Source organism: Rhodococcus koreensis (genome assembly GCF_900105905.1).
Lineage (GTDB): Bacteria > Actinomycetota > Actinomycetes > Mycobacteriales > Mycobacteriaceae > Rhodococcus_F > Rhodococcus_F koreensis.
This window is the reverse complement of sequence record NZ_FNSV01000005.1, coordinates 344,365-367,940: the sequence shown is the minus strand read 5'-3', so window position 1 is coordinate 367,940 and position 23,576 is coordinate 344,365. Positions and strand designations below refer to the sequence as shown.

Below are 23,576 nucleotides of genomic sequence, written 5' to 3'. Positions count from 1 at the left end.
ACAGTGCACTGTGCACCACGTCACGGTGAAGGAGGGGGCACCGCGGCGTAGAGCGTGGGCCGCCGTGGGGGTCACCGTGGAATCACACACCGACGTGACCACCACCGAAAGGCCCCACGATGATCGCATCGAAGCAGCGACCCGAGGAATTCGACATCGTCATCATCGGTGCCGGCATCTCCGGCATCGGCGCCGCGCGCTACATCGTCGAGGCGTTTCCCGGCAAACGCGTCGTCGTGCTCGAAGGGCGCGACAATATCGGCGGCACCTGGGATCTGTTCAAGTACCCGGGCATCCGATCCGATTCCGACCTGCACACCTTCGGCTACGAATTCAAGCCGTGGAAGGACCGCGCCGCCATTGCGGAAGGCCCCAAGATCCTCAACTACCTGTGTGAGACGGTCGAGGAGAACAACCTGGGCGGGCTCATCCGCCTCGGGCACAGCGTGCAGCGCGCGGAATGGTCGAGCGCCGACGCGCGCTGGACGATCGACGTGCACACCGCCGACGGCGACAAGACCTTCACCGCCAACTGGATCTTCGCGGGCACCGGGTACTACCGCTACGACGAGGGCTTTACACCGCATTTCGAGGGTGGCGAGGACTTCGCCGGCGACATCATCCACCCGCAGCACTGGCCCGAGGGCTATGACTACGCGGGCAAGAAGGTCGTCGTGATCGGCAGCGGCGCGACCGCGGTGACGCTGATCCCGTCGATGCTGACCGGTGCGCGCGCCGCCGCCCATGTGACCATGCTCCAGCGCACCCCCACCTATGTGATGCCCTGGCCGAAGGTCGATTCCCTCGCGCTCCTGTTCAACCGGCTCTTCGGCGAACGACGCGGCTACGCGATCACCCGGTTCAACAACATCTGGATCGATCGGGGCGTGGTCAAGTCGCTACGCACATTCCCCCGCCTGGGTCGCGCGCTGATCCGGCGCATCAACAAGAAGTTGCTGCCCGAGGACTATGACGTGGACACCCACTTCAACCCGCCCTACGACCCATGGGATCAGCGCCTGTGTCTGTCGCCCGACGGCGACTTCTTCGCCGCACTGCGCGACGGCGGCGCCTCGATCGTCACCGACCGGATCTCGCGTTTCACCGAGTCGGGGATCCAGCTCGAATCGGGCGAGCACCTCGACGCCGACGTGATCATCACCGCGACCGGCCTCAACGTGCGCCTGCTCGGCGGCATCGACCTGGCGGTCGACGGCGTGCCGGTGAACCTCGCCGACTCCGTCGTCTACCGCGGCACCCTGCTCTCGGGGATCCCCAACCTGGCCATCGCCATTGGCTACACGACCTCGTCGTGGACGCTGAAGGTCGGCATCCTGTGCCGCTACTTCTGCAACCTGGTCAAGCACATGGACGCCTTCGGCTACGACCGCGTCGTCGTCGAGGCCGATCCCGGCATGGAGACGCGCCCGGTCATGGACCTCAGCGCGGGCTACGCGCAACGGGCCCGAGAGAGCACCCCGAAGCAGGGCACCGGCATGTGGCAGATGTCGATGTCGTACCCGCAGGACGCCAAGCTGCTCCGCGGCCCCCTGCTCGACGACGCGCTGCGGTTCAGCTCCACCACCGACGACAGTGCACGCTCGACCGGAAGGGAGACGATCCGTGCGTGACGACGCCCAGGACCGCCTCGTCACCCTTGCGGGCGGCACGCGTGTCTGCTACCGAATCGACGGCGACCCCGACGACCCGCCGGTCCTGCTCCTCGCCGGCCTCGGCGAGGACTTGACGATGTGGTCCGAGCGGTTCGTCTCCGCGCTCGTCGCGACCGCTTTCCAGGTGATCCGGATGGACAACCGGGACTGCGGCCGCTCGACCTACGCGATCACCCCGCCGCCGAGCACGCTACGGCAACTGCTCGCCCGGCCCCGTCCGGACGCGTACACGCTGGCCGACATGGCCGCCGATGCCGCGCAGCTCATCGAGCACCTCGGTCGGGGACCGGCGCACCTCATCGGGCGCTCGATGGGCGGGATGATCGCGCAGACCGTCGCGGCGCGCTACCCCGCACTCACCACGTCGCTGACCTCGTTGTACTCCACCACGGGCGATCCGAAGGTGGGGCAGGCGGCCGCGTCGACCATCGCGCTGCTCGCCGCTCCGCCGCCGCGGAACCGGGTGCAGGCCGTGCGTGCGCACCTTCGCATGACAGCACATCTCGCGGGCACCGGGTTCCCGATCGACGAGGTCGAAGAAGCGGCCCACGCCGTGCAGACGTGGGACCGCACGGCCGGCGACGCTACGGCAGGGACCGCCCGGCAGGTCCAGGCCATCCAGGCCGCGGGCGACCGAACGGCGGAGATCGCCCGCATCACGGCTCCCACCCTGGTGATCAACGGCGATCGCGACCCCATCGTCGCGCCGTCCGGGGGCGACGCCACTGCAGCCGCGATTCCGCATGCGCGGCACGTGGTGATTCCCGGAATGGGGCACCACCTGCCCGACGCGCTCGCGCTGCTCGTCGCCGACCACGTCGTCGCACACCTCGAAAGGGCATCAGTATGTCCGAGCTGAGCACCACGGATGTCGTCGTCATCGGTGCCGGGGTCTCCGGGTTGACCGCGGCGCGGCGGCTGGCACAGGCCGGGCGGTCGGTCGTGGTGATCGAGGCCGGTGACCGGGTCGGCGGCCGCACGATGAACCTCGACGTCGCAGACGGCGTGATCACCGAAGGCGGCGGCCAATGGGTCGGACCGGGCCAGGACCGGGTCCTCTCACTGGTCGACGAGCTGGGACTGGAAACCTTCAAGACCCACGTCGAAGGCAAGTCGATCTACCACCGGCGAGGCCGCTCGAAGCGGTACGCCGGCCTCATCCCGCCGCTGAGTCCGCTCGCGCTGGCCGACTTCGCCCAGTTGCAGCTGCGGCTGGAACGGATGGCGAGAACCGTACCGGTCGACGCCCCATGGACCGCCCGCCGCGCCGCCTCCTGGGACGCCACGACCTTCGGACGCTGGCTCGACGCGAACGCGGTGACCGCGGAGGCCAAGGAGATGTTCACGGTCGGCTTCTCGGTGACCAACGCCGAGGACCCGCACGCCACGTCGCTGCTGGTGCAGCTGTCGCGGATCCGGGGCTCCGGCGGAATCGACCACGCCCTCAACATCACCGACGGGGCGCAGGAGTCGCGGGTAGTCGGTGGCACGGTCCGGATCGCGGAGCGCCTGGCCGAGGATCTCGGGGGCGCCGTGGTGCTCGACTCGCCCGTCGTCGAGATCGCCCACGACACCGACGGAGTCCTGGTCCGGTCGGCGCGGGTCGATGTCCGCGCGGACCGGGTGATCGTGGCGATGTCCCCGGCGGACGCCGCCCGGATCCACGTCACGCCCGACCTGCCCACCCGCCGTGTGATGCTGCAACGTCGCTGGAGCAGCGGCGCGGAGAGCAAGCTCTTCGCCGTCTACGACCGCCCGTTCTGGCGGGAGGAGGGACTGAGCGGCCAAGCGGTCTCGGACCTGCCGGTGGCCAAATACGTCATCGACAACTCACCGCCGGACGCCGGCGTCGGGATCCTGTTGACCTTCCTCGGCACCACCGGGAGCAGCCGCGGCCCGGACACGATCCTCGACGACCCCGCAGCGCGGCGCTCCGCCTTCCTCGACGATCTCACCGTGCTGTTCGGGGCGCAGGCGGCAAGCCCCACCGCATACCTCGAGAAGGACTGGACACACGAGCGGTGGATCAGCGGCTGCGTCGGTTCGCGCCCCCCGGGCTCACTGATCGAGTACACCGATGCGGATCGCCGGCCGGTCGGGCGGATCCACTGGGCAGGCACCGAGACCGCGACGATCAACCAGGGCTACCTCGACGGTGCGGTCCGTGCGGGAGAGCGCGCCGCCCAGGAGGCGCTGAACTGCGGGGTAGTCACAGTTCGCAGTCGCCGGGCCGGATTGCCGTGAAGTCGACTATCCGATCATCGTCCGTCGAGGCCTCGCGGCGGTCGGGACGTGCGCGCACCGCCCCAAGGCCGATCCCGAGCAATCCGTGCGAGGTCGACGCGCCGTCGCACAGGCCGACGATCTCGGTGTGACCGGGCTCCCCGCCGCGAGGACGCGGATCTCGCCCGTCGGCAACCAGGGCCCTCGCCTGCGAACACCGCGACCACGCTGACCGATCCAGGCGTCGGCGTCCGTCAACCGCGCCCAACGATCATTCGTTTCCGTTCCACAGAATTCGCAGGTGGCTATCTTTCGCTGCCTGAATTGCATACCAGCCGGTCGGTAGATGCCGGTGATTCAGGTCGCGCAGAGCGCCACAGAATGGAGTGATTGTCATGAGTCAGCGCGAAGACCGGGCCCAGGAGGTCCCGGTCGGCCTGGACCGGACACTCGGCGTCCCGCAGATCGTCTTCATGGTGGTGGCGATGGCCGCGCCCCTGACGGTGTTCGCCGGGCTCATCCCGTTGATGCTCGGCTCGGGGAACGGCATCGGAACACCGGTCGACTTCGTGCTCGTCGGAATCGTGCTCGTGCTGTTCACCGTCGGGTACTCGGCGATGACTCCCGAAGTACGCAACGCGGGCGCCTTCTACTCCTACGTCCAGCGCGGCCTCGGCACCGGTGCCGGGCTGGGCGCCGCAGCGCTCGCCCTGGTCACCTATGCGCTGCTCATCGTCGCCGTCTCGGCCTACCTCGGGGCTGCCGCGCGCAATGTGCTCGTGACCTTCTCCGGCGTGTCGGTGCCGTGGTGGTGCCTCGCGGCCGCCGGGCTCGCGGCCATCGGGTACCTGGGCTACCGCAACGTCGAGGTCAGCGCGCGGGTGCTCGGCGCGTTGCTCATCGCGGAGGTCGCGATCGTCGCCCTCGTCGACCTCGCCATCGTGCTGCGCGGCGGCGACAACGGCCTGTCGGCGCAGCCGCTGACCTGGGACGCGTTCACCACCGGCGCCGCCGGCACCGGGATCATGTTCGCCGTCTTCGGCTTCGTCGGTTTCGAGACCACCGCCGTCTTCCGGTCCGAGGCCAAGGACCCCGACCGCACGATCCCGAAGGCCACCTACATCGCGGTCGTCCTGATCGCGCTGATCTACGCCTTCTCGTCCTGGGCCATGATCAACGGTCTCGGTGTCGCGCGTGCCGTCGACCTCGCTGCCGACGACCCCGAAGGACTCGCACCCGGGCTCGCCACCCGCTACCTGTCGCAGGCCGCCCACGATGTCATGCAGGTGCTGCTCGTCACCAGCTTCTTCGCCTGCGTGCTCACCGCCCACAACGTGGTGGCCCGCTACCTGTTCGCCCTCGGCCGCCAGGGTGCTCTGCCGGTCTCGCTCGGCTCGGCACACCCCACGCACCGGTCGCCGCACGTGGCCTCGCTGCTGACCTCCGGGGTGATCGGCACGCTGCTCGCGGCCACGGCGATCGCCGGGCTCGACCCCGTCGTCGAGATCTACGCCTGGTTCGGCGGCGCCGGAACCCTCGGGCTGATCGTGCTGCTGGCCCTGACCTCCGCGGCGATCGTCGTGCACTTCCGCAAGGCCGGCACGGCTACGGCGTGGACGGGCACCGTCGCCCCCGTCCTGTCGCTCGCCGCACTCGGGGCGATCCTCGTGCTCGTCATCGGCAACTTCGAGCTCCTGATCGGGTCTCGCACCGGGGCTTACGTCTTCCTCGCAATCATCGCCGGGGCGTTCGCCTGCGGCCTCGCATGGGCGCCGCTCCTGCGCCGGCGTCGGCCGCAGACCTACGCCGCCCTCGAATGACGGCCGCACCCGCAGCCCCGACAGCACCGCACCCGCCACCGAAGAAAGGTATGACAATGACCGAAACCCCGACGATCGCGCCGGGCCCGGCGGCGCAGCGCGCGCCGGCCCGGATCGAGATCGACGACGACGCCACTCCCATCGTCCGGCTGCTCGGCCGGACTCTGCGCGACGCGGTCCGGCTCGGCCATCTGCCCGAGGTATTCGATCGCGGCATCGGGACGGTCGCCGTCCGCTCGCACAACACCCCGCAGGCCGCCATCGTCACGCTGTGCGACGGCGCCGTCACCGTGACCGGCGGCGTCTTCGCGCCGGCCGACGCGACGCTGGTCGTCGACCTCGAAGCCCGTTTCGCGCTCAGCAAGGACCCCGACGGTGATGCGGAACTGGCCGAGGGGGTACTGCGCGCCCTACAGCACCCACTGCCCTCGTGGCAGGAGGCCGCCGAGCGCTTCTGGGAGGTGACCCGCGGCATCAGCGGCATCCCCGACGTCCTCGTCGCGGTCGCACAGGGGCCGGACGGCCCCCAGCAGGCCCGGTTCGGCGCGGGCCCGACGACCTACCGCATGGTCGGCACGCCCGACGCGCTCGCAGGGGTGTTCACGGGCGCCGACTATCTCCTCACCTCCCTGGACTCCGGCCTGCGGGTCCAAGGGACGCTCTCGCAGGTGTCGGTCATGACGGCCGCCTCGTGGAAGGTTCGTTTCGATGTCTGAGCTCACCCGGTCGGAATCCATCAGCTCCGCGCGGAAAGCACCGACGAAGGCGATACGCCTCGAGGCCACCGGTCACGACGGGAGCTTCCTGGGAAAGACCATCACGCCGGCGAAGTTCGCGTCCGGCAAGGAGGCGGGCTTCGCCTTCGCCGACATCCTGTTCGCGATCGACCTGGGCGACGAGTTCGTGTTCGGCGACGCCTTTCCGGACTGGCGCGGCAACCTCTACGACATCTCGATGATCCCCGACATGGACACGCTGGTGGAGTGGAAGCCCGGCCTCGGCGCCGTCATCGGTGACTACTGGCTCCGGGACGGGCGGCCGGTACCGATCTGTCCGCGGAATATGGTCCGCAGGCTGACCGAGCGCCTGCGGACGCTCGGCTACACCGCCACGGTCGCGGTGGAGATCGAAACGACGCTGTTCGAGGAGTCCGTCCAGCAGGCGCGGGCCCGCGGTTACCGCGATCTCACCCCGCTCGGCGGGGACACCGGTGCCACATACCACCTGGCGAGGTCGAAGGACTGGGTCGACTACATGGAGGCCGTCACCGACCGGCTCGACGAGCTCGGCATCACCTGGGAGGCGTGGACCGACGAGGCGGCCGCAGGCCAGACCGAGCTGAATCTCGCACCCACCGATCCGGTGGCGCTCGGCGACTGCTGGGTGCGCACCAAGCAGGTGATGCGGGAAGTCGCGTTCGAGCAGGACCGGACGGTGACGTTCATGGCCAAGCCGACCGCAGGCTTCGGGCAGGGCGCGCACATCAACCTCTCGCTGCACCGGGACGGTGAGAACCAGTTTTTCGCACCCGACGGACCGTCCGAGGTGATGCTGCAGGCCGTCGGTGGGCTGCTGGCAACGATGGCGGGAAACACCCTGCTGTCGCTGCCACAGATCACCTCGTACCGGCGCCTCGTCGACATCAGCGGCCCCCCGACGACCATCTCCTGGGGCGTCAACAACAAGACCGCGGCGGTGCGGGCCATCGTCGGGCACCCCAAATACTCGCGGCTCGAGTACCGGCTGCCGGGCTCGGACGTCAACCCGTACTACGCCCTGGCCGGTGTGCTGGCCGGGGTTGTGGCAGGCATCGAACGGAGGATGCAGGCCCCGCCGCAGGTCGACGACATGGCGTGGTGCCTGCCCGACGACACCGGGGTCGAGCGGATCCCGGACTCGATCACCAAGGCCATCGCGGCGCTGGACGGCGACGAGGTGCTCCGCGAGTACCTGGGTGACGAGTTCGTCGACTTCTGGGTGGCCTCGCGCCGGTGGGAATGGATGGAGTTCCACACCAAGGGCGGCGACCCGTACGCCGAACTCTCCGCGTGGGAGTCCCGTCGCTACTTCGAGTTCCCATGACGGGCAAGCCACTGGTCGGGATCACCGGCCGCCGCGTCCAGCTGAGTCTGATCGCCGGAACGGACGACCGCTACGCCACGGCGTGCGTCGACGCGTTCGTGGCCGCCTTCGCCACCCGCGTCGCGAAAGCGGGCGGCGTGCCCGTGCACCTGCCCTACGACGCCGATCCGCTCGACGCCTGCGAGTGGTTGTCCGGCGTGGTGATCACCGGCGGGCAGGACGTGCACCCGGCCCGGTGGGGCGGCGACACTTCCGTTGTCCGCGACGTCGACCCACGGCTCGATCCCCACGCGCACGACCCCGAACGCGACGAATACGAGTTCACCCTGGCCCGCGCCGCCATCGACCGCGGCCTGCCTGTGCTCGGGGTGTGCCGGGGAATGCAGCTGCTCAACGTCGCACTGGGCGGAACGCTCATCGCGGACCTGCCGCCCGGCCCGGTGCCGCACTTGTCGCCGCTGGCCGCGCCCACCGACGGCGACGCCGAGCACCGCGTGAGCTTCGAACCCGACTCCAGGGCCGCGCGGATCTTCGGCGACAGCGTCGTCACCAACTCGTGGCACCACCAGGCCGTCGACCGGTGCGGCGCGGGCCTTGTCGTCACGGGTCGCACGCCCGACGGGGTCGCGGAGGCCGTGGAGGTGCCCGGCGCGCCGATCCTCGGTGTGCAGTGGCACCCCGAGTGGATGGAACGCGACGACCCGGCCATGGCCTGGATCGTCGATGAATCGAGAAAACGGCAGGAGATCGAGTATGTCCACTGACACGACAACCGCGACAACAACCAGGGACGAAACACCGCGGCGCGCCGCCGTCACCCACGACCAGATGGGGGCGACGCCCCGGGTGCGCACGGTCACCGGCCTGCTGTCAGACGGCGCCGCTCGCACCCCCGGCGCCGAGCTGCTGCGCTTCGGCGACGCGTCGTGGACCTACGCGCAGGCCGACGTATCGTCGTCGCGGCTGGCACACCGCCTGATCGAGGCCGATGGCGTGGCCCCGGGCGACCGCGTCGCGATCATGCTGCCCAACGTCGCGCAGTGGCCGCTCACCTGGTTCGCGGTGCTCAAGGCCGGCGCTGTCGTCGTGCCCGTCAACTCGGCCTACCGCGCGGCCGATCTGGCGTTCGTGCTGTGCGACTCCGGCGCGCGGGTCATCGTCACCGACGCCGAGCACCTCCCGCTGGTACGTGAGGTGGTCTCCCGAGACGCCGCGCTCGCGGGCATCCGCATCCTCGACGTGGCCGACGCGGCCGAGGCGAGTTTCCCGGCCACCGCCCCCGATGTCGCGATCACCCCGGACACGCTGGCCAACCTGCAGTACACCTCGGGCACCACCGGATTCCCGAAGGCGTGCATGCTGACCCACGACTACTGGACCCGCATCGCGTGGGGCTGCGCCGGGGCGGCCGGCCTCGGTGGCGATGACGTGCTGCTCACGGCGCAGCCCTTCTCGTACATGGATCCGCAGTGGAACACGGTGCTCGCCCTGACCGCGGGCGCGCCGCTGGTGGTGCTGCCGCGGTTCTCCGCGTCGGGGTTCATGGCCGACGTGCGGCGCCACCGGGTGACCTTTTGCTACGTCCTCGGATCGATGCCCACGCTGCTGTTCAAGCAGCCGCCCGCCGCCGACGACCGGGACAACCATCTGCGCGCGGTGTTCTGCTCGGCGATCCCCGCGGCGCTGCACGCCCAGCTCGAGGACCGCTGGGGCGCGCCGTGGCGAGAGCTCTTCGGCATGACCGAGAGCGGGATCGACCTGATCAGCCCACTCGACGACGTCGCGGCCGTCGGCAGCGGCAGCATCGGACGGCCCATGCCGACCAAGCGCGTCAGGATCGTGGACACCGACGGCGCCGAGGTCCCCGCGGGTACCTCGGGCGAGCTGACCGTGTCCGGCGCGCCGATGATGCTCGGCTACTGGAACCGGCCCGAGGAGACCGCGCGGACGCTCCGGGACGGATGGTTGCACACCGGCGACCTCGCCGTCGCCGACGAGCGGGGCGAGATCCGCCTGGTCGGCCGCATCAAGGACATGGTGCGGCGCGGCGGCGAGAACGTGGCAAGCGCCGAGGTGGAGGCAGTGCTCGAAACCGACGACCGCGTCGTCGCGGCCGCGGTCGTGGCCGAGCCCGACGAGGTGCTCGGCGAGGAGGTCAAGGCCTTCGTCCAACTCGCGGCGGGCGGCACCGGCGACCGGGCGACGGCCGAGGCGGTCATCGCCCGGGTCGCGGAGCGGCTCGCGCGGTTCAAAGTGCCGCGCTATGTCGAATTCGTCGCAGCCTTCCCCCGAACCCCGTCGGAGCGGGTGTCGAAGCCCGCGCTCAAGGCCAGGGCGGCCGAAGCTCCCGGCATCACCTTCGACCTGCGCGACCGGACCACTTCGGGCGCCTCCGCATCGCCGGACGCATCGCCGTCGGACCTGGCGGCCGAACACGTGCTCGTCGAGGTGATCCGCGATACCGCCGTGATCACGCTACGGCGCCCGGCGAAGCTCAACGCGCTGACCGTCGAGATGCGCCTGCGCCTCGCCGCGCTCATCCGCGAATACGGCACCGGCGAGGGCGCACGGGGAATCGTGATCACGGGCACGGGCCGCGCGTTCAGCGCGGGCGAGGACCTCGGCGCGCCGCCGACCACGTTCGCCGAGATGCGTGAGACCTTCGAGACCTTCCATGACGTCACCCGCGCGGTGATCGAGACCACAGTGCCCGTGGTCGCGGCGATCAACGGGATCGCGGTGGGCGGCGCCTCGGAGATCACGCTGTGCTGCGACGCGCGCCTCGGCACCCCGCGGACCGAGTACTTCCAGCCGGAGAACGCCCGCGGCCTCACGATCTCCAACGCGTCGAGCGTGCTCCTCACCCGGATCGCGGGCAATCACGCAATGCGGATGGTACTGGGCTCCGAGCGCATCGGCGCCGAGGAAGCGCTGCGGATCGGTCTGCTCGATCAGATCGTCGAGCCGGACGACCTGCTGGACCGCGCGATCGACCTCGTCCGCGCCTGGACGCCGGAGGGCGGCAACAACACCGCCCTGCACCTGGCGCTGCTGCGGCCCACGTCCGAGGAGATCGAGCGTGCCTTCGTGCTGGAGGACGCCGCGGCCGACGCGTCGTGGAACAGCGGCGCGTTCACCGCGGGGATCGAGGGTTTCTGGAGCGCCAAGAAGCCCGCCACCTCGACCGGAGAGAACCGATGATCACCACCCGCGCGGCCGTGCTCACGACGGTGGGCGGACCCCTGCACCTGACCGACATCAACGTCGACGATCCCGAGCCGCACGAGGTGCGGATCGCCGTCACCCACGTCGGGCTGTGCCACAGCGACCTGCACTACATCACCGGCACCGTCGCCACCGAGCTGCCGGTGGTAGTCGGGCACGAGGTGGCGGGCATCGTCGAATCCGTCGGCTCGGCCGTCACGAACCTGCGTCCGGGTGATCACGTCACCGGCGCGCTGACCCCGGCGTGCGGCGAGTGCGCGAACTGCAACGCGGCCCGTTCGACCCAGTGCCAGCGGCTCGACGAGATCCGGCGCCGTCCGCGGCCCGCGTATTCCCTGCCCGACGGGACACCGGTCGCCCGGCTCGGCGACCTGGGCGCGTTCTCCGAGCACATGCTGCTGCGCGCGAACGCGGCCGTGAAGCTGCCCGACGGCGTGTCCACCCGGGTCGGCTGCCTGCTGTCGTGCTGCGTCGTCACCGGTGTCGGCGCGGTGTTCCGCGGGGCGCGGGTGCGGCCGGGCTCCACGGTGGCCGTGATCGGTTGCGGTGGCGTCGGCTCGGCCATCATCCAGGGCGCGCGGCTCGCCGGCGCGTCCGCGATCGTCGCGATCGACCTCGACGAGCAGCGGCTGCGTGCCGCCCGCGGCTACGGCGCGACCCACACCCTGAACGGCGCCACCGACGACCTCCCCGCCGCGGTGGTTGCCCTGCTGGGCGACGGCGTCGACTACTCCTTCGAGGCCGTCGGATCCGCCCGCACCGCGGCAGCCGCCCTCGACGTGGTGCGCCCCACCGGCACGGCCTGCCTCGTCGGCATCGCTGCCGAGGGCACCGAGCTGACCCTGCCCGCGTCCGACTTCTTCTTCAGCGAGAAGCGCCTGATCGGCTCGTACATGGGGTCGGGGCAAGCGCGCGAGGACATCGCCCAGTTCGCCCGCCTGTACCAGCACGGCCGGTTGCTGCTCGACGAGATGGTCACCGAGGTCATCGACTTCGGCCAGATCAACGAGGGCTTCGAGGCGATGAAGTCCGGCGAGGTGACCCGCATCGTCGTCGCCATGCCGATCTGTTCCGACAACCCCACCGCGGAGGCCCGATGAAGACCACGACGCCGACAACGTCACTCGCGCAGCCGGTGAGCTACATCGCCGGCGAGTGGGTGTCCTGCCAGACGCTCGACCGATCGAACGTCGACCCGAACACGGGCGAGCCGGTCCACCGCATGGTGACCACATCGCCCGCCGACCTGGAGCGCGCGCTGCAGCACGCCCAGCGTGCCTACGAAGCGCTCAACTGGGCCGATGACGAGTTCCGGCTCGAGCGGGCCGAGGTGCTCGAACGGGCCGCGGCCAACGTCGAGGAGCGGCTCGAGGACATCGCACGCACCGACGCGATCACCAGCGGCACGACGATCACCGCCACCCGCAAACTCGCCGCGTTCCTCCCGGCCCGAATCCGCGGGGCCGCCGCCGAGGCCCGCGGGATCGCTCGTGTCACCGCGCTCCCCGCGGGCGGGCGAGACGTCCGGCTACACCGGGTGCCCTGGGGGCCCGCAGCGATCCTGACGCCGTGGAACGGCCCGAGCTTCATCCCGGCGGCGAAGATGGCCAGCGCGGTGGCGTCGGGGTGCCCGGTGCTGCTCAAGCCATCCGAGCACGCTCCCGCCAGCGCGCAAGTGATCGTCGAGTGCTTCGTCGACGCCGGCCTGCCCGAGGGCGCCTTGCAGCTCGTCCACGGCACGGGCGGCATCGGCGCCGCGCTCACGGGCGACCGCCGGGTCAAGGTGGTGTCCTTCACCGGCGGCCCAGGCGCCGGTCGGGCCATCGCCCGCGCCGCGGCCGAGGACTTCAAGGTTCTGCAGCTCGAGCTCGGCGGCAACAACCCCGTGCTCGTGCTCGATGACGCCGACCTCGACGTGACCGCCAACGGGATCCTCGCCGGCATGACGACCCTCAACGGCCAGTGGTGCGAGGGGCCGGGCAAGGTCCTGGCACCGCACCGGCTGGTGCAGCCGCTGCGCGAGGCCCTCGGTGAGCGCATCGCGCGGCTACGGATCGGGCACTCGCTCGACGAGGAATCCGACATCGGCCCGATCTCCAACGAGCCGCACTTCCGGAACCTGATCGAGCGGATCGAGAGCCTACGCGGGCTCGGCGCCAAGATCGATCAGCTCGGGGAGCTGCCGGGCCTGGCGGGCTTCTTCCTGTCGCCGACGGTAGCCACCGGGTCCGACCCGGACCGCACGACGGCAGAGCTGTTCGGGCCGGTCGTCTCCTTGCACGGCGTGGATTCCGACGAGGACGCCCTGCGCGCCGCCAACGCGCACCCGTCGGGCCTGGACGCCTATGTGTTCGGCGCCGACACCGACCGCGCGATCGCGATCGGTGCCCAGGTCATGTCCGGCGAGGTGCGGGTCAACGGCGCGAAGCTCGCCGATCTCGGCGACGACTCCGCCCAAAGTTTCTGGGGCCCGTCCGGCATCGGCGGGCACGGTCCGGCGGAATCGGTGCGGGTGTTCTGCGGAGATCGGGTCGTCGGAGTCGACTCGCCTGATCTGCCGATGTAGGCGGGGGAAACGAGGGATGCCTGCGGCGGACAACGTGCTGTCGAGGCATCCCCCTTCGAAGAGGGGGAGAAGAGCATCCGCCATCGAGGAGAGGGAAAAGTGATGGACAAGACCACCTCGCATGACGTCACAGTGCTCGGCTGTGGCCTGATGGGGTCGGCGCTCGCGCGGGCGCTCGCCGGCGGTGGCAAGACCGTCGCCGTCTGGAACCGCACGCACCACCGGGCAGCCGCACTGGCCGACAACACGCTTACGCCCATGCGGGAGATCGGCGACGCCATCGCTGCCGCACCGCTTGTCCTGGCGTGCTTCGCTACCTACGACGCCGCCCTCGCGGCCCTCGAACCCGTGCCGGATTTGACCGGCACCACGCTCGTCAATGTGGGCACCGGCGCTCCCTCGGAAGTCGAATCCTTCGGGCTCTGGGCCGGCGAACGCGGCGCCGCGTACTTGGACGGGTCGATCCTCGGGTATCCCGAGGAGATCGGCACCGAGGGGGCGGCGGTCCTCTATTCCGGATCCGAAACGGCCTGGGCCGAGCACGGCGAGAGCCTGACCTTGCTGACTCCGGTGTCCGTCTGGGTGTCACCAGACGTCAAAATCGCAAGCGTTCTGAACGTAGGACTTGTCGGTATGTTCCTGGTCCCGGCGGTCAGTGCCTATGTGGAGGCATCGACCTTCATGCTCGGGCAGGGAGTTGATCAGGCCCTCCTCGACGCCGTGACGCCTGCCGCCTTCGCCTCCGTCCAGAGTGAGACGGCGAGGGTCGCAACCGCCATTGCCAGCGGCGATTTCACCACAGATCAAGCAACCATCGTCACGTACGCCCAAGGCTTGGACGGGGCCATCGACGTCATGAAGGAAGCCGGGCTGAACCCCCGGGTGTTCGCCGCCACGATCGAGAATCTCACCGCGGCTGTCGATGCCGGACTGGGTGACCTCGGCTTCGCAGCCCAGACGAAAATCATCACCACCGGGTGAGCGGTCTCGCCCGATCGAGCGAACTCGGGCAGCGGCGCCTGCCGCCGACTCGGGCCGGCAAGTGCCCGACAGCGGCGCTCGGAAGGCCGCGGCGGGCGCGCTGTCCGTCAGTCGCGCAACTGCACGAGCATGAGCGCCGCGACCACGCTCGCGGCGTTGTCGGCCAGCGGCACCGGCAGCAGCTGATCGGCGCGAGCAAGCCGTCGCTCGATCGTGTTGCGGTGGGTGAACATCCGCTCCGCGGCGGCGGAGCCGTTGAACCGTTCCCGGACGTAGGTCAGCACCGTCTCCCGCAGCACCGGGTCGGCGGTCGCGAGGTCGCCCAGGGTGTCGGTGACGAACTGATCGGCTTGCGCCATGTCGGCCGTGAGCACCGACACCAACGCCACGTCCTCATACCGCACGACGGGGCGCGCCGAACCCATCCGCGTCAGTAATCGCTGCGCGGCGGCGGCGTCCAGGTGGCTACGGCGAAATCCGTCGAGATCCCGGCCGCAACGTCCGAACGCGACATGAATCCCCGGGTAGGCCGCCAGGGCGTCCTCCGCCATCTCGGCAGGCGGGACCGTGTCCGCCGGCACCCACACCCACAGCGCGGTCGCGCTCGCGTTCAGGGTGAACCGCCGCGGGGCCGCGCATATCCTCATCACCGCCTCGGCGGCCGCGTCGAGACTCGCCGCCTGATCGGCGGAGTCGCTCCAGATGATCGCGGCGACGTGGCTGCCCGTCAGCGCGTACCCGAGGCGCGATTCGGCCAGCGCCCGGCCGATCGGGGCACCTTCGAGCAAGAGCTGGACGGTGGAGTGCCGCTCGGCGTTGGCGCCCCGCGCGAGGTCGGCGCGTTCCTGTTCGACGTACTCGTCGAGCGCCGCGATCGAATCGTCGATGAAGGTCACCATCGACCGCTCGGACACCTTCATCAGGTCGCGGAGCTCCTCGACGTCGGCGGTCGCGGTGAAACAGGCGTCGACCCACAGCTCCCACGCGCCGTGCTGAGCACCCCGCCACGAGCCGAGGTCGTGCATGTCCAGGCCGCGTCGCACCAGGTCGCGGGCGAACTGCAGGACCTCCGGGTCGACGCACGGCGCGACTGGCGCTCCAGGTTTCTGCAGGGTGGCCGACAGCCAGTGCCTGAAGTAAGCCTTGCTCATATGACGGTCGGCCGCCGCGAGCTGCGGGTCCTCCACCAGCGCGCGGTACTCGGCGCCCTGGTGGGCAGCGGCCACCACTTCGTCGACCGCCGCGCTCGTCGAGGCCAGCAGGCGCTCGGCGATGTCGCGCATCAGCTCGGCGACGCGTCGGCTCGGTCGCGGCCGTAGTGAGTCCACTGTCGCACTGTAGCGCTACGCGACGCACCACTTATCCAGCTCGGTCAGGACGGTCGAGGAGGCAGTCGACAGGCCGCGAACGTTTCTGCATCTACACCAGTGATACCGAACCCCGCTGTCACAGCGGTGATTCGGGTGCATTCGCGACTTCTGATCCCCGCTGAGGATCGGGGTCGGATCCTCAGCGCACCTCGAGACTGCCGAGGATGATGTCGGCCGCGCGTTCGATGTGCTGCTGTCTGCGCTCGTCGACGACACCCTGGATGTCCAGCGCCCAGTGCGCTTCGAACAGGCACGCCAGCGCGTAGGCCGTGGCCGAGACATCCTCGGCGGACACGGCGGGATGGCGGTCGGCCAGGACTGCCTCCAGATCGGGCAGCCATCGCCCGGTCCACAGCTTGTGCAGCCGCTCGCGCACCGCCTGGTCACGAGCGCTCAGCGCCACCAGTTCGGCCCATACCACCATGTCGTCGCGGGTGCGGTACGCGCCGGGAGCGTAGGCCGCCGCCACGCGCTGGGGCAGCGGCAGATCGTCATGGTGATGCACGATCGCGGTGCCCATCGCGCCGACGACGTGGTCGATGAAGGCGCCGATCAACTCGTCGCGAGACCCGAAGTAGTGCAACACCAGCGTGCGCTGCAGCCCTGCCGCTTCGGCGACCTTCGAGAAGGTGACACCGGCGAGGCCTTCGCGCACGACGACAGCGAACGTGGCTTCGAGTATTTCGGGAATCCGCTCGTTGGCCTTGCTTGGACGCCCAGCTTGATTTACTGTCATGACAGTTAATTTATCACGTGCAACTGTCCGCGCGCAGACTTTCCACACAGCGTCACCCATGCCGTCGGGCTCCCGACGCCGACGGTCGATGCGTCGCCGATGACTGCGTGGCACACAGCAATCCCCTGCGGCCCATGCCGTTCGGCGATATCGCCGGGCACGGGGACTACGTCGGCGGTAGTACCATTTCCGCCCGCCCGACCGCGGCGGGCCCGATCGAGAGGTGAGGGACCGATGGGCCATTACAAGAGCAACGTCCGCGATCTCGAGTTCAACCTGTTCGAGGTCTACGGCCTGGATGCCGTGCTCGATTCCGGGGCGTTCGGCGACCTGGACCGCGACACTGTGCGGACGATGCTGGCCGAAGCCGCGCGGCTGGCCGAGGGTCCGGTAGCGGAGCCGTATGCCGACACCGATCGCAACCCGCCGGTCTTCGACACGGAATCGCACTCGGTACGAATCCCGGAGCCGTTCAAGCGAGCGGTGCGGGCGTGGCAGGACGCGCAGTGGTGGCGGATCGCCAAGAGCGAGTTGGTCGGCGGTGTGCCCGCGCCGTCGATGCTGAACTGGGCGATCAGCGAACAGGTTCTCGGTGCGCAACCGGCCGCCTACATGTATCTGAGCGGCCCGTTGATGGCGAATGTCCTCGTCGACATCGGCACCGAACAGCAGCGACGATGGGCGGCGCAGGCGGTCGAGCGCAACTGGGGCGCGACCATGGTCCTGACCGAACCGGACGCCGGTTCCGACGTCGGGGCCGGCCGCACCACGGCGATCGAACAGGCCGACGGCTCTTGGCATCTCGAAGGCGTCAAGCGCTTCATCACCTCCGCCGACTCCGACGACCTTTTCGAGAACATCATGCATCTGGTGCTGGCCCGCCCTCGCGGTGCCGCCTCCGGCACCAAGGGGCTGAGCCTGTTCATCGTCCCCAAATTCCACTTCGCCCACGACACCTGTGAACCCGGCGAACGCAACGGCGTCTTCGTCACCAACGTCGAGCACAAAATGGGACTGAAGGCCTCGGCCACCTGCGAACTGACCTTCGGCGGGCACGGCATCCCCGCCGTCGGGTACCTGGTCGGTGACGTCCACAGCGGCATCGTCCAGATGTTCAAGATCATCGAAGAGGCCCGGATGATGGTCGGCACCAAAGCCATCGCGACCTTGTCCACCGGCTATCTCAACGCGCTCAACTACGCGAAGACCAGAGTCCAGGGCAGCGATGCGGCCCGGGCCTCGGACAAGACGGCACCGAAGGTGAGCATCATCCACCACGCCGATGTGCGCCGTTCGCTGATGATGCAAAAGGCATACGCCGAAGGGCTGCGATCGATCTACCTCTACACCGCCGGTCATCAGGATCCCGTCGTCGCCCGGCACATCTCCGGCGCCGGCGCCGATGTCGCCGCCCGCGTCAACGACCTGCTGTTGCCCATCGTCAAAGGCGTCGGCTCCGAACGCGCCTACCAGTACCTCACCGAATCCCTGCAAACCTTCGGTGGTTCCGGCTTCCTGCAGGACTATCCCGTCGAGCAGTACATCCGCGACGCCAAGATCGACTCACTCTACGAGGGCACCACCGCGATCCAGGCTCAGGACTTCTTCTTCCGCAAGATCGCTCGCGACAACGGCGTGGCCCTGACGCACCTGCTCGGACAAGTCCGCGTCACCGCCCAGTCCGATGCCGGCGGGGGGCGGCTGAAGAACGAGAAGCTATTGCTCTCCCACGCACTCGAGGATGTGCAGGAGGTTGTCGGCAGACTCACCACCCATCTGCTGAACGCTGCGAAGGAGCCGCGGGAGCTGTACTACATCGGCCTGAACGCCGTCCGGTTCCTGCTTCTCCTGGGCGACCTGCTAGTGGCATGGCGCCTCATCGTCGCCGCCGAAACCGCGCTCACCGCACTCGATGCCGGGCGTGAGAGCGAATTCTATACCGGGAAGGTAGCGGTGGCCTCGTTCTTCGCCAACTCCGTGTTGCCTCATGTCACCGCCGAACTGGCAGTGGTCTCGGCTACGGATCTGACCGTGATGGACCTCGACGAGGGCGGATTCTGACGCAGCGATTTCGCCCCTTTCCATTATTCCTGAAACGACAGTGAGGAACAGCAATGACAAAGCCCGAGGCGCAGGAAACCTCCGTACCGGCTGAGGAGACCACCGAGGTGGTCGTCATCGGCGCCGGAATGTCGGGGTTGATGGCAGCGACAACGCTGCTACGCGACGCCGACGTTGTGGTGCTCGAATCCACCGATCGCACAGGTGGACGCGTCGACAGCGTTCGCCAGGGCGACTACTGGATCAACGTCGGCACGCAATTCACCGAGGGCACCGGCCCGCTCTTCGATGCACTCCAGCGGCACAACATCGAGATGGGTTCGCTCGCGGGCAAGGGTGTCGGGCTGTATTTGAACGGCGGATTGGTCGACACCTCCAACCCCGTGGAGCTGATGTTCGGTTCGCGGATGACAATCATGGACCGGATCGGCATGGCCATCGTCGGTGCGCGCATCCTCGCTGTTACGCCGTTCCTGCAGTCGCAGAGCCGGACCGCGAGACGGGTTCGCGCCAGCCTCGACACCAAGCTCGCGTCCTACCTGCTCAAGGGAGTGCGTTCGGAACTGGCCACCGCGATCGTGCGCGCGTGGTCGGCCCAATGGATGGGATGCGAGGTCGAGGAAACCGCTGCCACCCAGTTCGTCACCTCGGTGGGCCTGGCACTGTCCGACCCGGCCAAGGTCCCGAACTTCTCCCTGCCGGTGGGCGGCAATCAAACCTTGACCGACGTGTTGACCGAGGATCTCGGCAGCCGGGTTCGGCTGAACTCGCCGGTGCAATCGGTGCGGCGCGATGGTGACGGTGTGGTCGTCGACTACCTCGACGGAGACCGTCCGGCACGCCTGCGCGCCAAGCGCGCGGTCGTGACCGCCCCCGCCGACATCGCCAAGCGGATCCTCCCGGATCTGCCGCAGCAGCACTGGAACGCGTTGAACGACATCACCTACGGGCGGTACGTGATCGTCGGATTCTTCACCGAAGAAACCGGAGCGCAGCGCTGGGACGACTTCATCGCAGTGTCGACCCCGCAGCTGTCGTTCCAGGCAATGTTCAACCATGCCGCGGCACAGCGCCGTGGTGATGACCGCAAACCAGGCGGCGCCGTTGCCTGTTTCGCCGGCGGCGCACAGGCCGACAAACTGTTCGACCTGTCCGACGAAGAGATCGTCGCGGGCTTTTCCGAGGACTTGCTCACGGTGTTCCCTGAGCTCGCAGGAAAACTGGGCACCAGCATCATCCGCCGTCACCGCCGTGTCGTGCCTTTCTGGGCACCCGGGCGCCGGCACTCGCTTCCGACGCTGCATGATCCGCTCGACACGGTCTATTTCGCCGGTGACTACCAAGGCGATCTGCCGACGCTTGCCGACGCCGCCACCTCAGGCGAGCACGCGGCCAAGGCAGTGCTGGCAAGCCTTGGCCGACAGTAGTGAACAAATCTCCCGACGAGGAGGCAGCTGTGAGACGAAGGATGCCCCGCAAGACCAGCGCAACCCGCGCCCGCTGACCAGGTCGAGTTCCTCACCCGCACCGGGGACCCGGCTCGATCGACCCACCCCCCTGCGGTCTCCCATGCTGCAGGTGGGTGTGGAGGAATGGACTAGGGCCTTTCCGCTACTGAACAGACCGGCAACCGCCCGGGCAGTCGAGGCGCAGTCACAGAAACTTGCCGACCAGATTGGGCGATCTCGGCGACCCGGGTGGACGTGGCGCGATGCCAACCACTGGAAATCGGCAGACCGGGCCGCGAACCGATTCTCTAGCGAACCGCCCACCATCAATTGACATTACAACCGTTGTGTAAATGTTGTCCTGGGGCTACAGTGATCCTCGTCTGCGAGTCAGCAAGAACGACACAGGATTCACCACGAGCGAACAGGCGAGCGCGTAGCAATCGCACTCTGGAGTTGTCGATGCGCGGCGGTCATCGTGTCCGCCACGGCTCGCCGATCGACCCAGGTGGCCCACGGTTCATACGAGGAGAACGAAAGATGAGATACATGCCGGAAGGTGCGGTGGAGGTCGAGCTCCGGTGGACGGACATCGACGCGTACCGACACGTATCGCACATGGCCCTCGTCACGATCGCCGACCAGGGCCGTGGTCGCTGGCTCGACAGCTTGGGAGATCTGCCGGACGACTGGTCCTACGTCGTCGCCCGACTCGAGTTGGACTTCCGCTCGCCTGCCGTCCTCGATGACCGAAAGTTGCTCTGCTCGTTCGTGGTCGACCACGTTGGAACGTCTAGCATTCGGCTTCATGAGCAGGTCGCCACTCCCACCGGAACCGTCGTGCTGGAGGCGGTGAGCGTGATCGTCGCGTGGAACACGGATCTCGCTCAGAGCCGGGCGCTGACCGAGGAGGAGAAATCGCTCCTCAAGGTGGCGAGCACTCAACCGTGAGCACAAACTGTGCTACGCGACTCCCCATCCGCCCCCGGCCGGTGCGGCTGCGGTGGCAACACCTCTCACGCGCGCAAACCGGTTTCTCCCGGCCCCGTGGGTGTTGCCGGTCGCGTTGAGGAAAGGGGCCGCCGCACATGCCCACCGGCAGAGGCCCGTATGCGCGGACGCCACAGTTCTTCGAGTCGTTCTGCGAAGCGACTCGGTGTCATCCCGAATTCGACGAGAATGTCGGCAGCGGGTGGACCGCCGAACGGTGCCCAACGTCGTGCGAATTCCAAAAGTTCCCGGTCGTGCGGGTTCATGTGATCGTGCTCCATGTGTCTGGGATGCGTGCGCTCATCGGGACCGAGATCCCGCTTCTCGCGGAAGAGATGGGGCCGCCGCGATTGAGGAGGCGTCCGGACTCGGCAGGCAGGGGTAGCACCGGTCGTGGCCGCCGTGGGCGACCACGATGCGAGGACCCGCCGTAGCAGCACAGTGCTGAAGGACAATGCGGCGGTGCGCAGGCGCTGTTGCGGCTCGGGCAAATCGGGGTCCCAACCAGGCCTGGAGGCCTGGAGCGAACTCCGCCTTCCTCGACGCCCACGTCGATGACCGCGACATCACAACTGATGTCCTCGTCGAGCGGGCAGCGCATCGCTCGGGCGATCGAGCAACCGGTGTATGGGAACATGCGGCGCGGCCACCGTATGTCGTTGCCGGAATGGGTATATCAGTCATGTTCGAACTCCCGGCGGTGGCATGAACAGGAAGTCGCGGCGATGTCACAACGCCATCGCGGCGGAGCCACTGGCTGTGCTCCGCCGCGGTCCTGCGGTGCTACGTGTTCGCGCTGAGCTCCTCGGCGGCCACACCTTCGAGTGAACGGTTGGTGGTCCGAGGTCCGAACATGACGACGATGAGGGAGAACGCGATGTAGCAGGCCGCGGCGGTGATCATCACACCGCCGAGGCCCCACCCGCCGTAGAGTGCCGCACCCAGAACGCCCGAGACGGCGCCGCCGAACCGTCCGACGCCGATGATGATCCCGCTGCCCAGGCCGCGGGCCCCGGTGGGGATCGCTTCCGGGATGTAGGCGTAGAACACGGTGAGCACGAGCCCAGTCGTGATGGCGACGGCGCCGCCCGCCGCCATCACGACCGGGCTGCTGGTCGAGACCCCCAGCAACACGAACGGAACCGCGCTGACCAGGGAGGTGATGAGGATGAGGGTCTTGCGTTCCACCTTGTCCATGACCACGAGGGCAATGAGGGGGGTGACGCAGTAGACGACGTTCCAGATCAGCTGGACCTCGTATGCGTGGGTTTCGGAGTAGCCGAGGCCGTTGACGATCGCGTACAGAGCCCAGTTACCGAACAGGTAGTAGCCCAGGGTGGCACCGAAATAGCCCAGGGATACGACGGTGATGACGCGCAGCACCCGCCGGTTCCCGAGGACCTGGCGGAGCGACTGCTGCTCGGTGTCGGTGCCGGTGACCACCGGCAGATCGCTGAGCGGTCCGCGGCGCAGCGCACGGGCCTCGAGCTTTTCGACGATCTGCTCAGCCCTGTCGAACTGGCCGCGGGAGATGTGCCAGCGGACCGATTCCGGCAGGACGAGTCGCACCAGGGGTGCGATCAGCAATCCGACACTGCCGATGATGAACAGGTGCCGCCATGTGTCGGGCCCGCCGCCCGGGATCGTGACCAGAGCGAGCAACGCGACGAGCGGGGCGACGACCACGAATCCCATGGTCAGAATCGATACGAACCGGCCGCGTGTCTTGCTCGGGAACATTTCGGCGACGTACACCAGCAGGACCGATGTCGCTGCCTGCACACCGACGCCGGTGACGAAGCGGGCAAGGATCATTGCCTCGAAGTTCGGTGCGAATGCGGTGGCCAGCGCCCCCAGTGAATAGAGGAGCGTCGACCACACGAGGACCTGCCGCCGGCCGAACCGGTCGGACAGCCACCCGCCGGCCAGCGCGCCCGCCACCATCCCGACGAAGAAGGCGCTGCTGACCGTTCCGAGCTGTCCCAGGCTCAGGCCGGTGCTGTCCGCGATTGCCGGCATCGTGTAGGCGAACAGTGCGTTGTCGTAGTACTCCAGCGCCAGATTGATGGCCAGGATCGAAATCCAGACGATGTGCGGCGCCATGACCGGAAGGCGGTCGAGCCGGGCAGGGATGTCCGCCGACTTCCTCATTCGGACAGTGTTGTCCGCGGTATCCAACAAATCCATTGCTCTGCCTTTCATGCGACAGCAGTTCGTCCTTGCGGGCGAGGAGAAGGGGGAGTGGCACATGTGCGCCTCGAGGCTGGGAATGCGTCGTATCCGATCGACTCGATCGAAGCGTCCAGGTTGAGGTGACGTGGATCACTGTAGCCTCGGACAGGGCTTTGCACAACAGTTGTTGTGTCAATGTTTAGGTTCCCTCACGGAGGATTGAGCAACG

The 23,576-nt window shown here is 68.5% G+C and carries 17 protein-coding genes; 14 read left to right on the top strand and 3 right to left on the bottom strand.

Features of this window, described 5'->3' with window-relative positions:
* Positions 1–119 precede the first annotated feature (119 nt).
* The 11 genes from BLV94_RS05885 (at position 120) to BLV94_RS05830 (ending at position 14,570) form a co-directional block, all read left to right on the top strand.
* Positions 120–1,631 (top strand): flavin-containing monooxygenase, encoded by a 1,512-nt coding sequence (locus BLV94_RS05885; RefSeq protein WP_072948602.1) that lies wholly within the window; start codon positions 120–122, stop codon positions 1,629–1,631.
* Positions 1,624–2,532, top strand: coding sequence for an alpha/beta fold hydrolase (locus BLV94_RS05880; RefSeq protein ID WP_072948603.1), 909 nt, complete (start codon positions 1,624–1,626; stop codon positions 2,530–2,532). The genes BLV94_RS05885 and BLV94_RS05880 overlap by 8 nt, the downstream gene beginning before the upstream one ends.
* The gene (locus tag BLV94_RS05875; RefSeq protein ID WP_072948604.1) at positions 2,520–3,917 is read left to right on the top strand and encodes a flavin monoamine oxidase family protein; all 1,398 of its coding nucleotides are present in this window, start codon (positions 2,520–2,522) and stop codon (positions 3,915–3,917) included. Before BLV94_RS05880 ends, BLV94_RS05875 begins: the two co-directional genes overlap by 13 nt.
* 374 nt (positions 3,918–4,291) lie before the next feature.
* Positions 4,292–5,716 (top strand): APC family permease, encoded by a 1,425-nt coding sequence (locus tag BLV94_RS05865; RefSeq protein ID WP_072948605.1) that lies wholly within the window; start codon positions 4,292–4,294, stop codon positions 5,714–5,716.
* Between the two features lie 56 nt (positions 5,717–5,772).
* The gene (locus BLV94_RS05860) at positions 5,773–6,432 is read left to right on the top strand and encodes a hypothetical protein (protein ID WP_072948606.1); all 660 of its coding nucleotides are present in this window, start codon (positions 5,773–5,775) and stop codon (positions 6,430–6,432) included.
* Positions 6,425–7,798 carry a glutamine synthetase family protein gene (locus BLV94_RS05855; RefSeq protein ID WP_072948607.1) on the top strand — a complete coding sequence of 458 codons (1,374 nt, stop codon included), beginning with the start codon at positions 6,425–6,427 and terminating at the stop codon, positions 7,796–7,798. Before BLV94_RS05860 ends, BLV94_RS05855 begins: the two co-directional genes overlap by 8 nt.
* Complete coding sequence (locus tag BLV94_RS05850) at positions 7,795–8,562, top strand: gamma-glutamyl-gamma-aminobutyrate hydrolase family protein (RefSeq protein WP_072948608.1); 768 nt, start codon at positions 7,795–7,797, stop codon at positions 8,560–8,562. The genes BLV94_RS05855 and BLV94_RS05850 overlap by 4 nt, the downstream gene beginning before the upstream one ends.
* Complete coding sequence (locus BLV94_RS05845; protein ID WP_371851606.1) at positions 8,552–10,999, top strand: AMP-binding protein; 2,448 nt, start codon at positions 8,552–8,554, stop codon at positions 10,997–10,999. Before BLV94_RS05850 ends, BLV94_RS05845 begins: the two co-directional genes overlap by 11 nt.
* Positions 10,996–12,123, top strand: coding sequence for a Zn-dependent alcohol dehydrogenase (locus tag BLV94_RS05840; protein ID WP_072948610.1), 1,128 nt, complete (start codon positions 10,996–10,998; stop codon positions 12,121–12,123). Before BLV94_RS05845 ends, BLV94_RS05840 begins: the two co-directional genes overlap by 4 nt.
* Entirely contained in the window at positions 12,120–13,589 is a 1,470-nt protein-coding gene (locus BLV94_RS05835) for an aldehyde dehydrogenase family protein (RefSeq protein WP_072948612.1), read from the top strand. Before BLV94_RS05840 ends, BLV94_RS05835 begins: the two co-directional genes overlap by 4 nt.
* A 102-nt stretch (positions 13,590–13,691) precedes the next feature.
* Positions 13,692–14,570, top strand: a complete 879-nt coding sequence (locus BLV94_RS05830; protein ID WP_074933636.1) for an NAD(P)-binding domain-containing protein — start codon at positions 13,692–13,694, stop codon at positions 14,568–14,570.
* 107 nt (positions 14,571–14,677) lie between these two features.
* Here the strand turns inward: BLV94_RS05830 and BLV94_RS05825 are convergent, their stop codons facing one another.
* Both BLV94_RS05825 and BLV94_RS05820 read right to left on the bottom strand, forming a co-directional pair.
* Positions 14,678–15,898, bottom strand: a complete 1,221-nt coding sequence (locus BLV94_RS05825) for a helix-turn-helix domain-containing protein (protein ID WP_072948615.1) — start codon at positions 15,896–15,898, stop codon at positions 14,678–14,680.
* A 181-nt stretch (positions 15,899–16,079) separates the two neighbouring features.
* Positions 16,080–16,676: a TetR/AcrR family transcriptional regulator gene (locus BLV94_RS05820; RefSeq protein WP_072948616.1), complete on the bottom strand. Its 597-nt coding sequence runs from the start codon at positions 16,674–16,676 to the stop codon at positions 16,080–16,082.
* A 234-nt stretch (positions 16,677–16,910) separates the two neighbouring features.
* Between BLV94_RS05820 and BLV94_RS05815 the strand changes: the two genes are divergently transcribed.
* The 3 genes from BLV94_RS05815 (at position 16,911) to BLV94_RS05805 (ending at position 21,136) form a co-directional block, all read left to right on the top strand.
* Positions 16,911–18,737 carry an acyl-CoA dehydrogenase gene (locus BLV94_RS05815; protein ID WP_072948618.1) on the top strand — a complete coding sequence of 609 codons (1,827 nt, stop codon included), beginning with the start codon at positions 16,911–16,913 and terminating at the stop codon, positions 18,735–18,737.
* 53 nt (positions 18,738–18,790) lie between these two features.
* Complete coding sequence (locus tag BLV94_RS05810) at positions 18,791–20,164, top strand: flavin monoamine oxidase family protein (RefSeq protein ID WP_072948620.1); 1,374 nt, start codon at positions 18,791–18,793, stop codon at positions 20,162–20,164.
* Positions 20,165–20,725: 561 nt separating this feature from the next.
* Positions 20,726–21,136 (top strand): acyl-CoA thioesterase, encoded by a 411-nt coding sequence (locus tag BLV94_RS05805; protein ID WP_244163521.1) that lies wholly within the window; start codon positions 20,726–20,728, stop codon positions 21,134–21,136.
* 822 nt (positions 21,137–21,958) lie between these two features.
* Here the strand turns inward: BLV94_RS05805 and BLV94_RS05800 are convergent.
* A complete protein-coding gene (locus tag BLV94_RS05800; RefSeq protein ID WP_072948623.1) occupies positions 21,959–23,362 on the bottom strand; it encodes an MFS transporter in 1,404 nt (467 codons plus the stop codon).
* Positions 23,363–23,576: the final 214 nt, after the last annotated feature.

Coding starts and splice junctions, on each gene's coding strand:
- BLV94_RS05840 (WP_072948610.1), top strand. CDS start 10,996: ATGATCACCACCCGCGCGGCCGTGCTCACGACGGTGGGCGGACCCCTG.
- BLV94_RS05805 (WP_244163521.1), top strand. CDS start 20,726: ATGAGATACATGCCGGAAGGTGCGGTGGAGGTCGAGCTCCGGTGGACG.
- BLV94_RS05875 (WP_072948604.1), top strand. CDS start 2,520: ATGTCCGAGCTGAGCACCACGGATGTCGTCGTCATCGGTGCCGGGGTC.
- BLV94_RS05855 (WP_072948607.1), top strand. CDS start 6,425: ATGTCTGAGCTCACCCGGTCGGAATCCATCAGCTCCGCGCGGAAAGCA.
- BLV94_RS05865 (WP_072948605.1), top strand. CDS start 4,292: ATGAGTCAGCGCGAAGACCGGGCCCAGGAGGTCCCGGTCGGCCTGGAC.
- BLV94_RS05820 (WP_072948616.1), bottom strand. CDS start 16,676: ATGACAGTAAATCAAGCTGGGCGTCCAAGCAAGGCCAACGAGCGGATT.
- BLV94_RS05850 (WP_072948608.1), top strand. CDS start 7,795: ATGACGGGCAAGCCACTGGTCGGGATCACCGGCCGCCGCGTCCAGCTG.
- BLV94_RS05845 (WP_371851606.1), top strand. CDS start 8,552: ATGTCCACTGACACGACAACCGCGACAACAACCAGGGACGAAACACCG.
- BLV94_RS05810 (WP_072948620.1), top strand. CDS start 18,791: ATGACAAAGCCCGAGGCGCAGGAAACCTCCGTACCGGCTGAGGAGACC.
- BLV94_RS05800 (WP_072948623.1), bottom strand. CDS start 23,362: ATGGATTTGTTGGATACCGCGGACAACACTGTCCGAATGAGGAAGTCG.
- BLV94_RS05835 (WP_072948612.1), top strand. CDS start 12,120: ATGAAGACCACGACGCCGACAACGTCACTCGCGCAGCCGGTGAGCTAC.
- BLV94_RS05815 (WP_072948618.1), top strand. CDS start 16,911: ATGGGCCATTACAAGAGCAACGTCCGCGATCTCGAGTTCAACCTGTTC.
- BLV94_RS05830 (WP_074933636.1), top strand. CDS start 13,692: ATGGACAAGACCACCTCGCATGACGTCACAGTGCTCGGCTGTGGCCTG.
- BLV94_RS05885 (WP_072948602.1), top strand. CDS start 120: ATGATCGCATCGAAGCAGCGACCCGAGGAATTCGACATCGTCATCATC.
- BLV94_RS05860 (WP_072948606.1), top strand. CDS start 5,773: ATGACCGAAACCCCGACGATCGCGCCGGGCCCGGCGGCGCAGCGCGCG.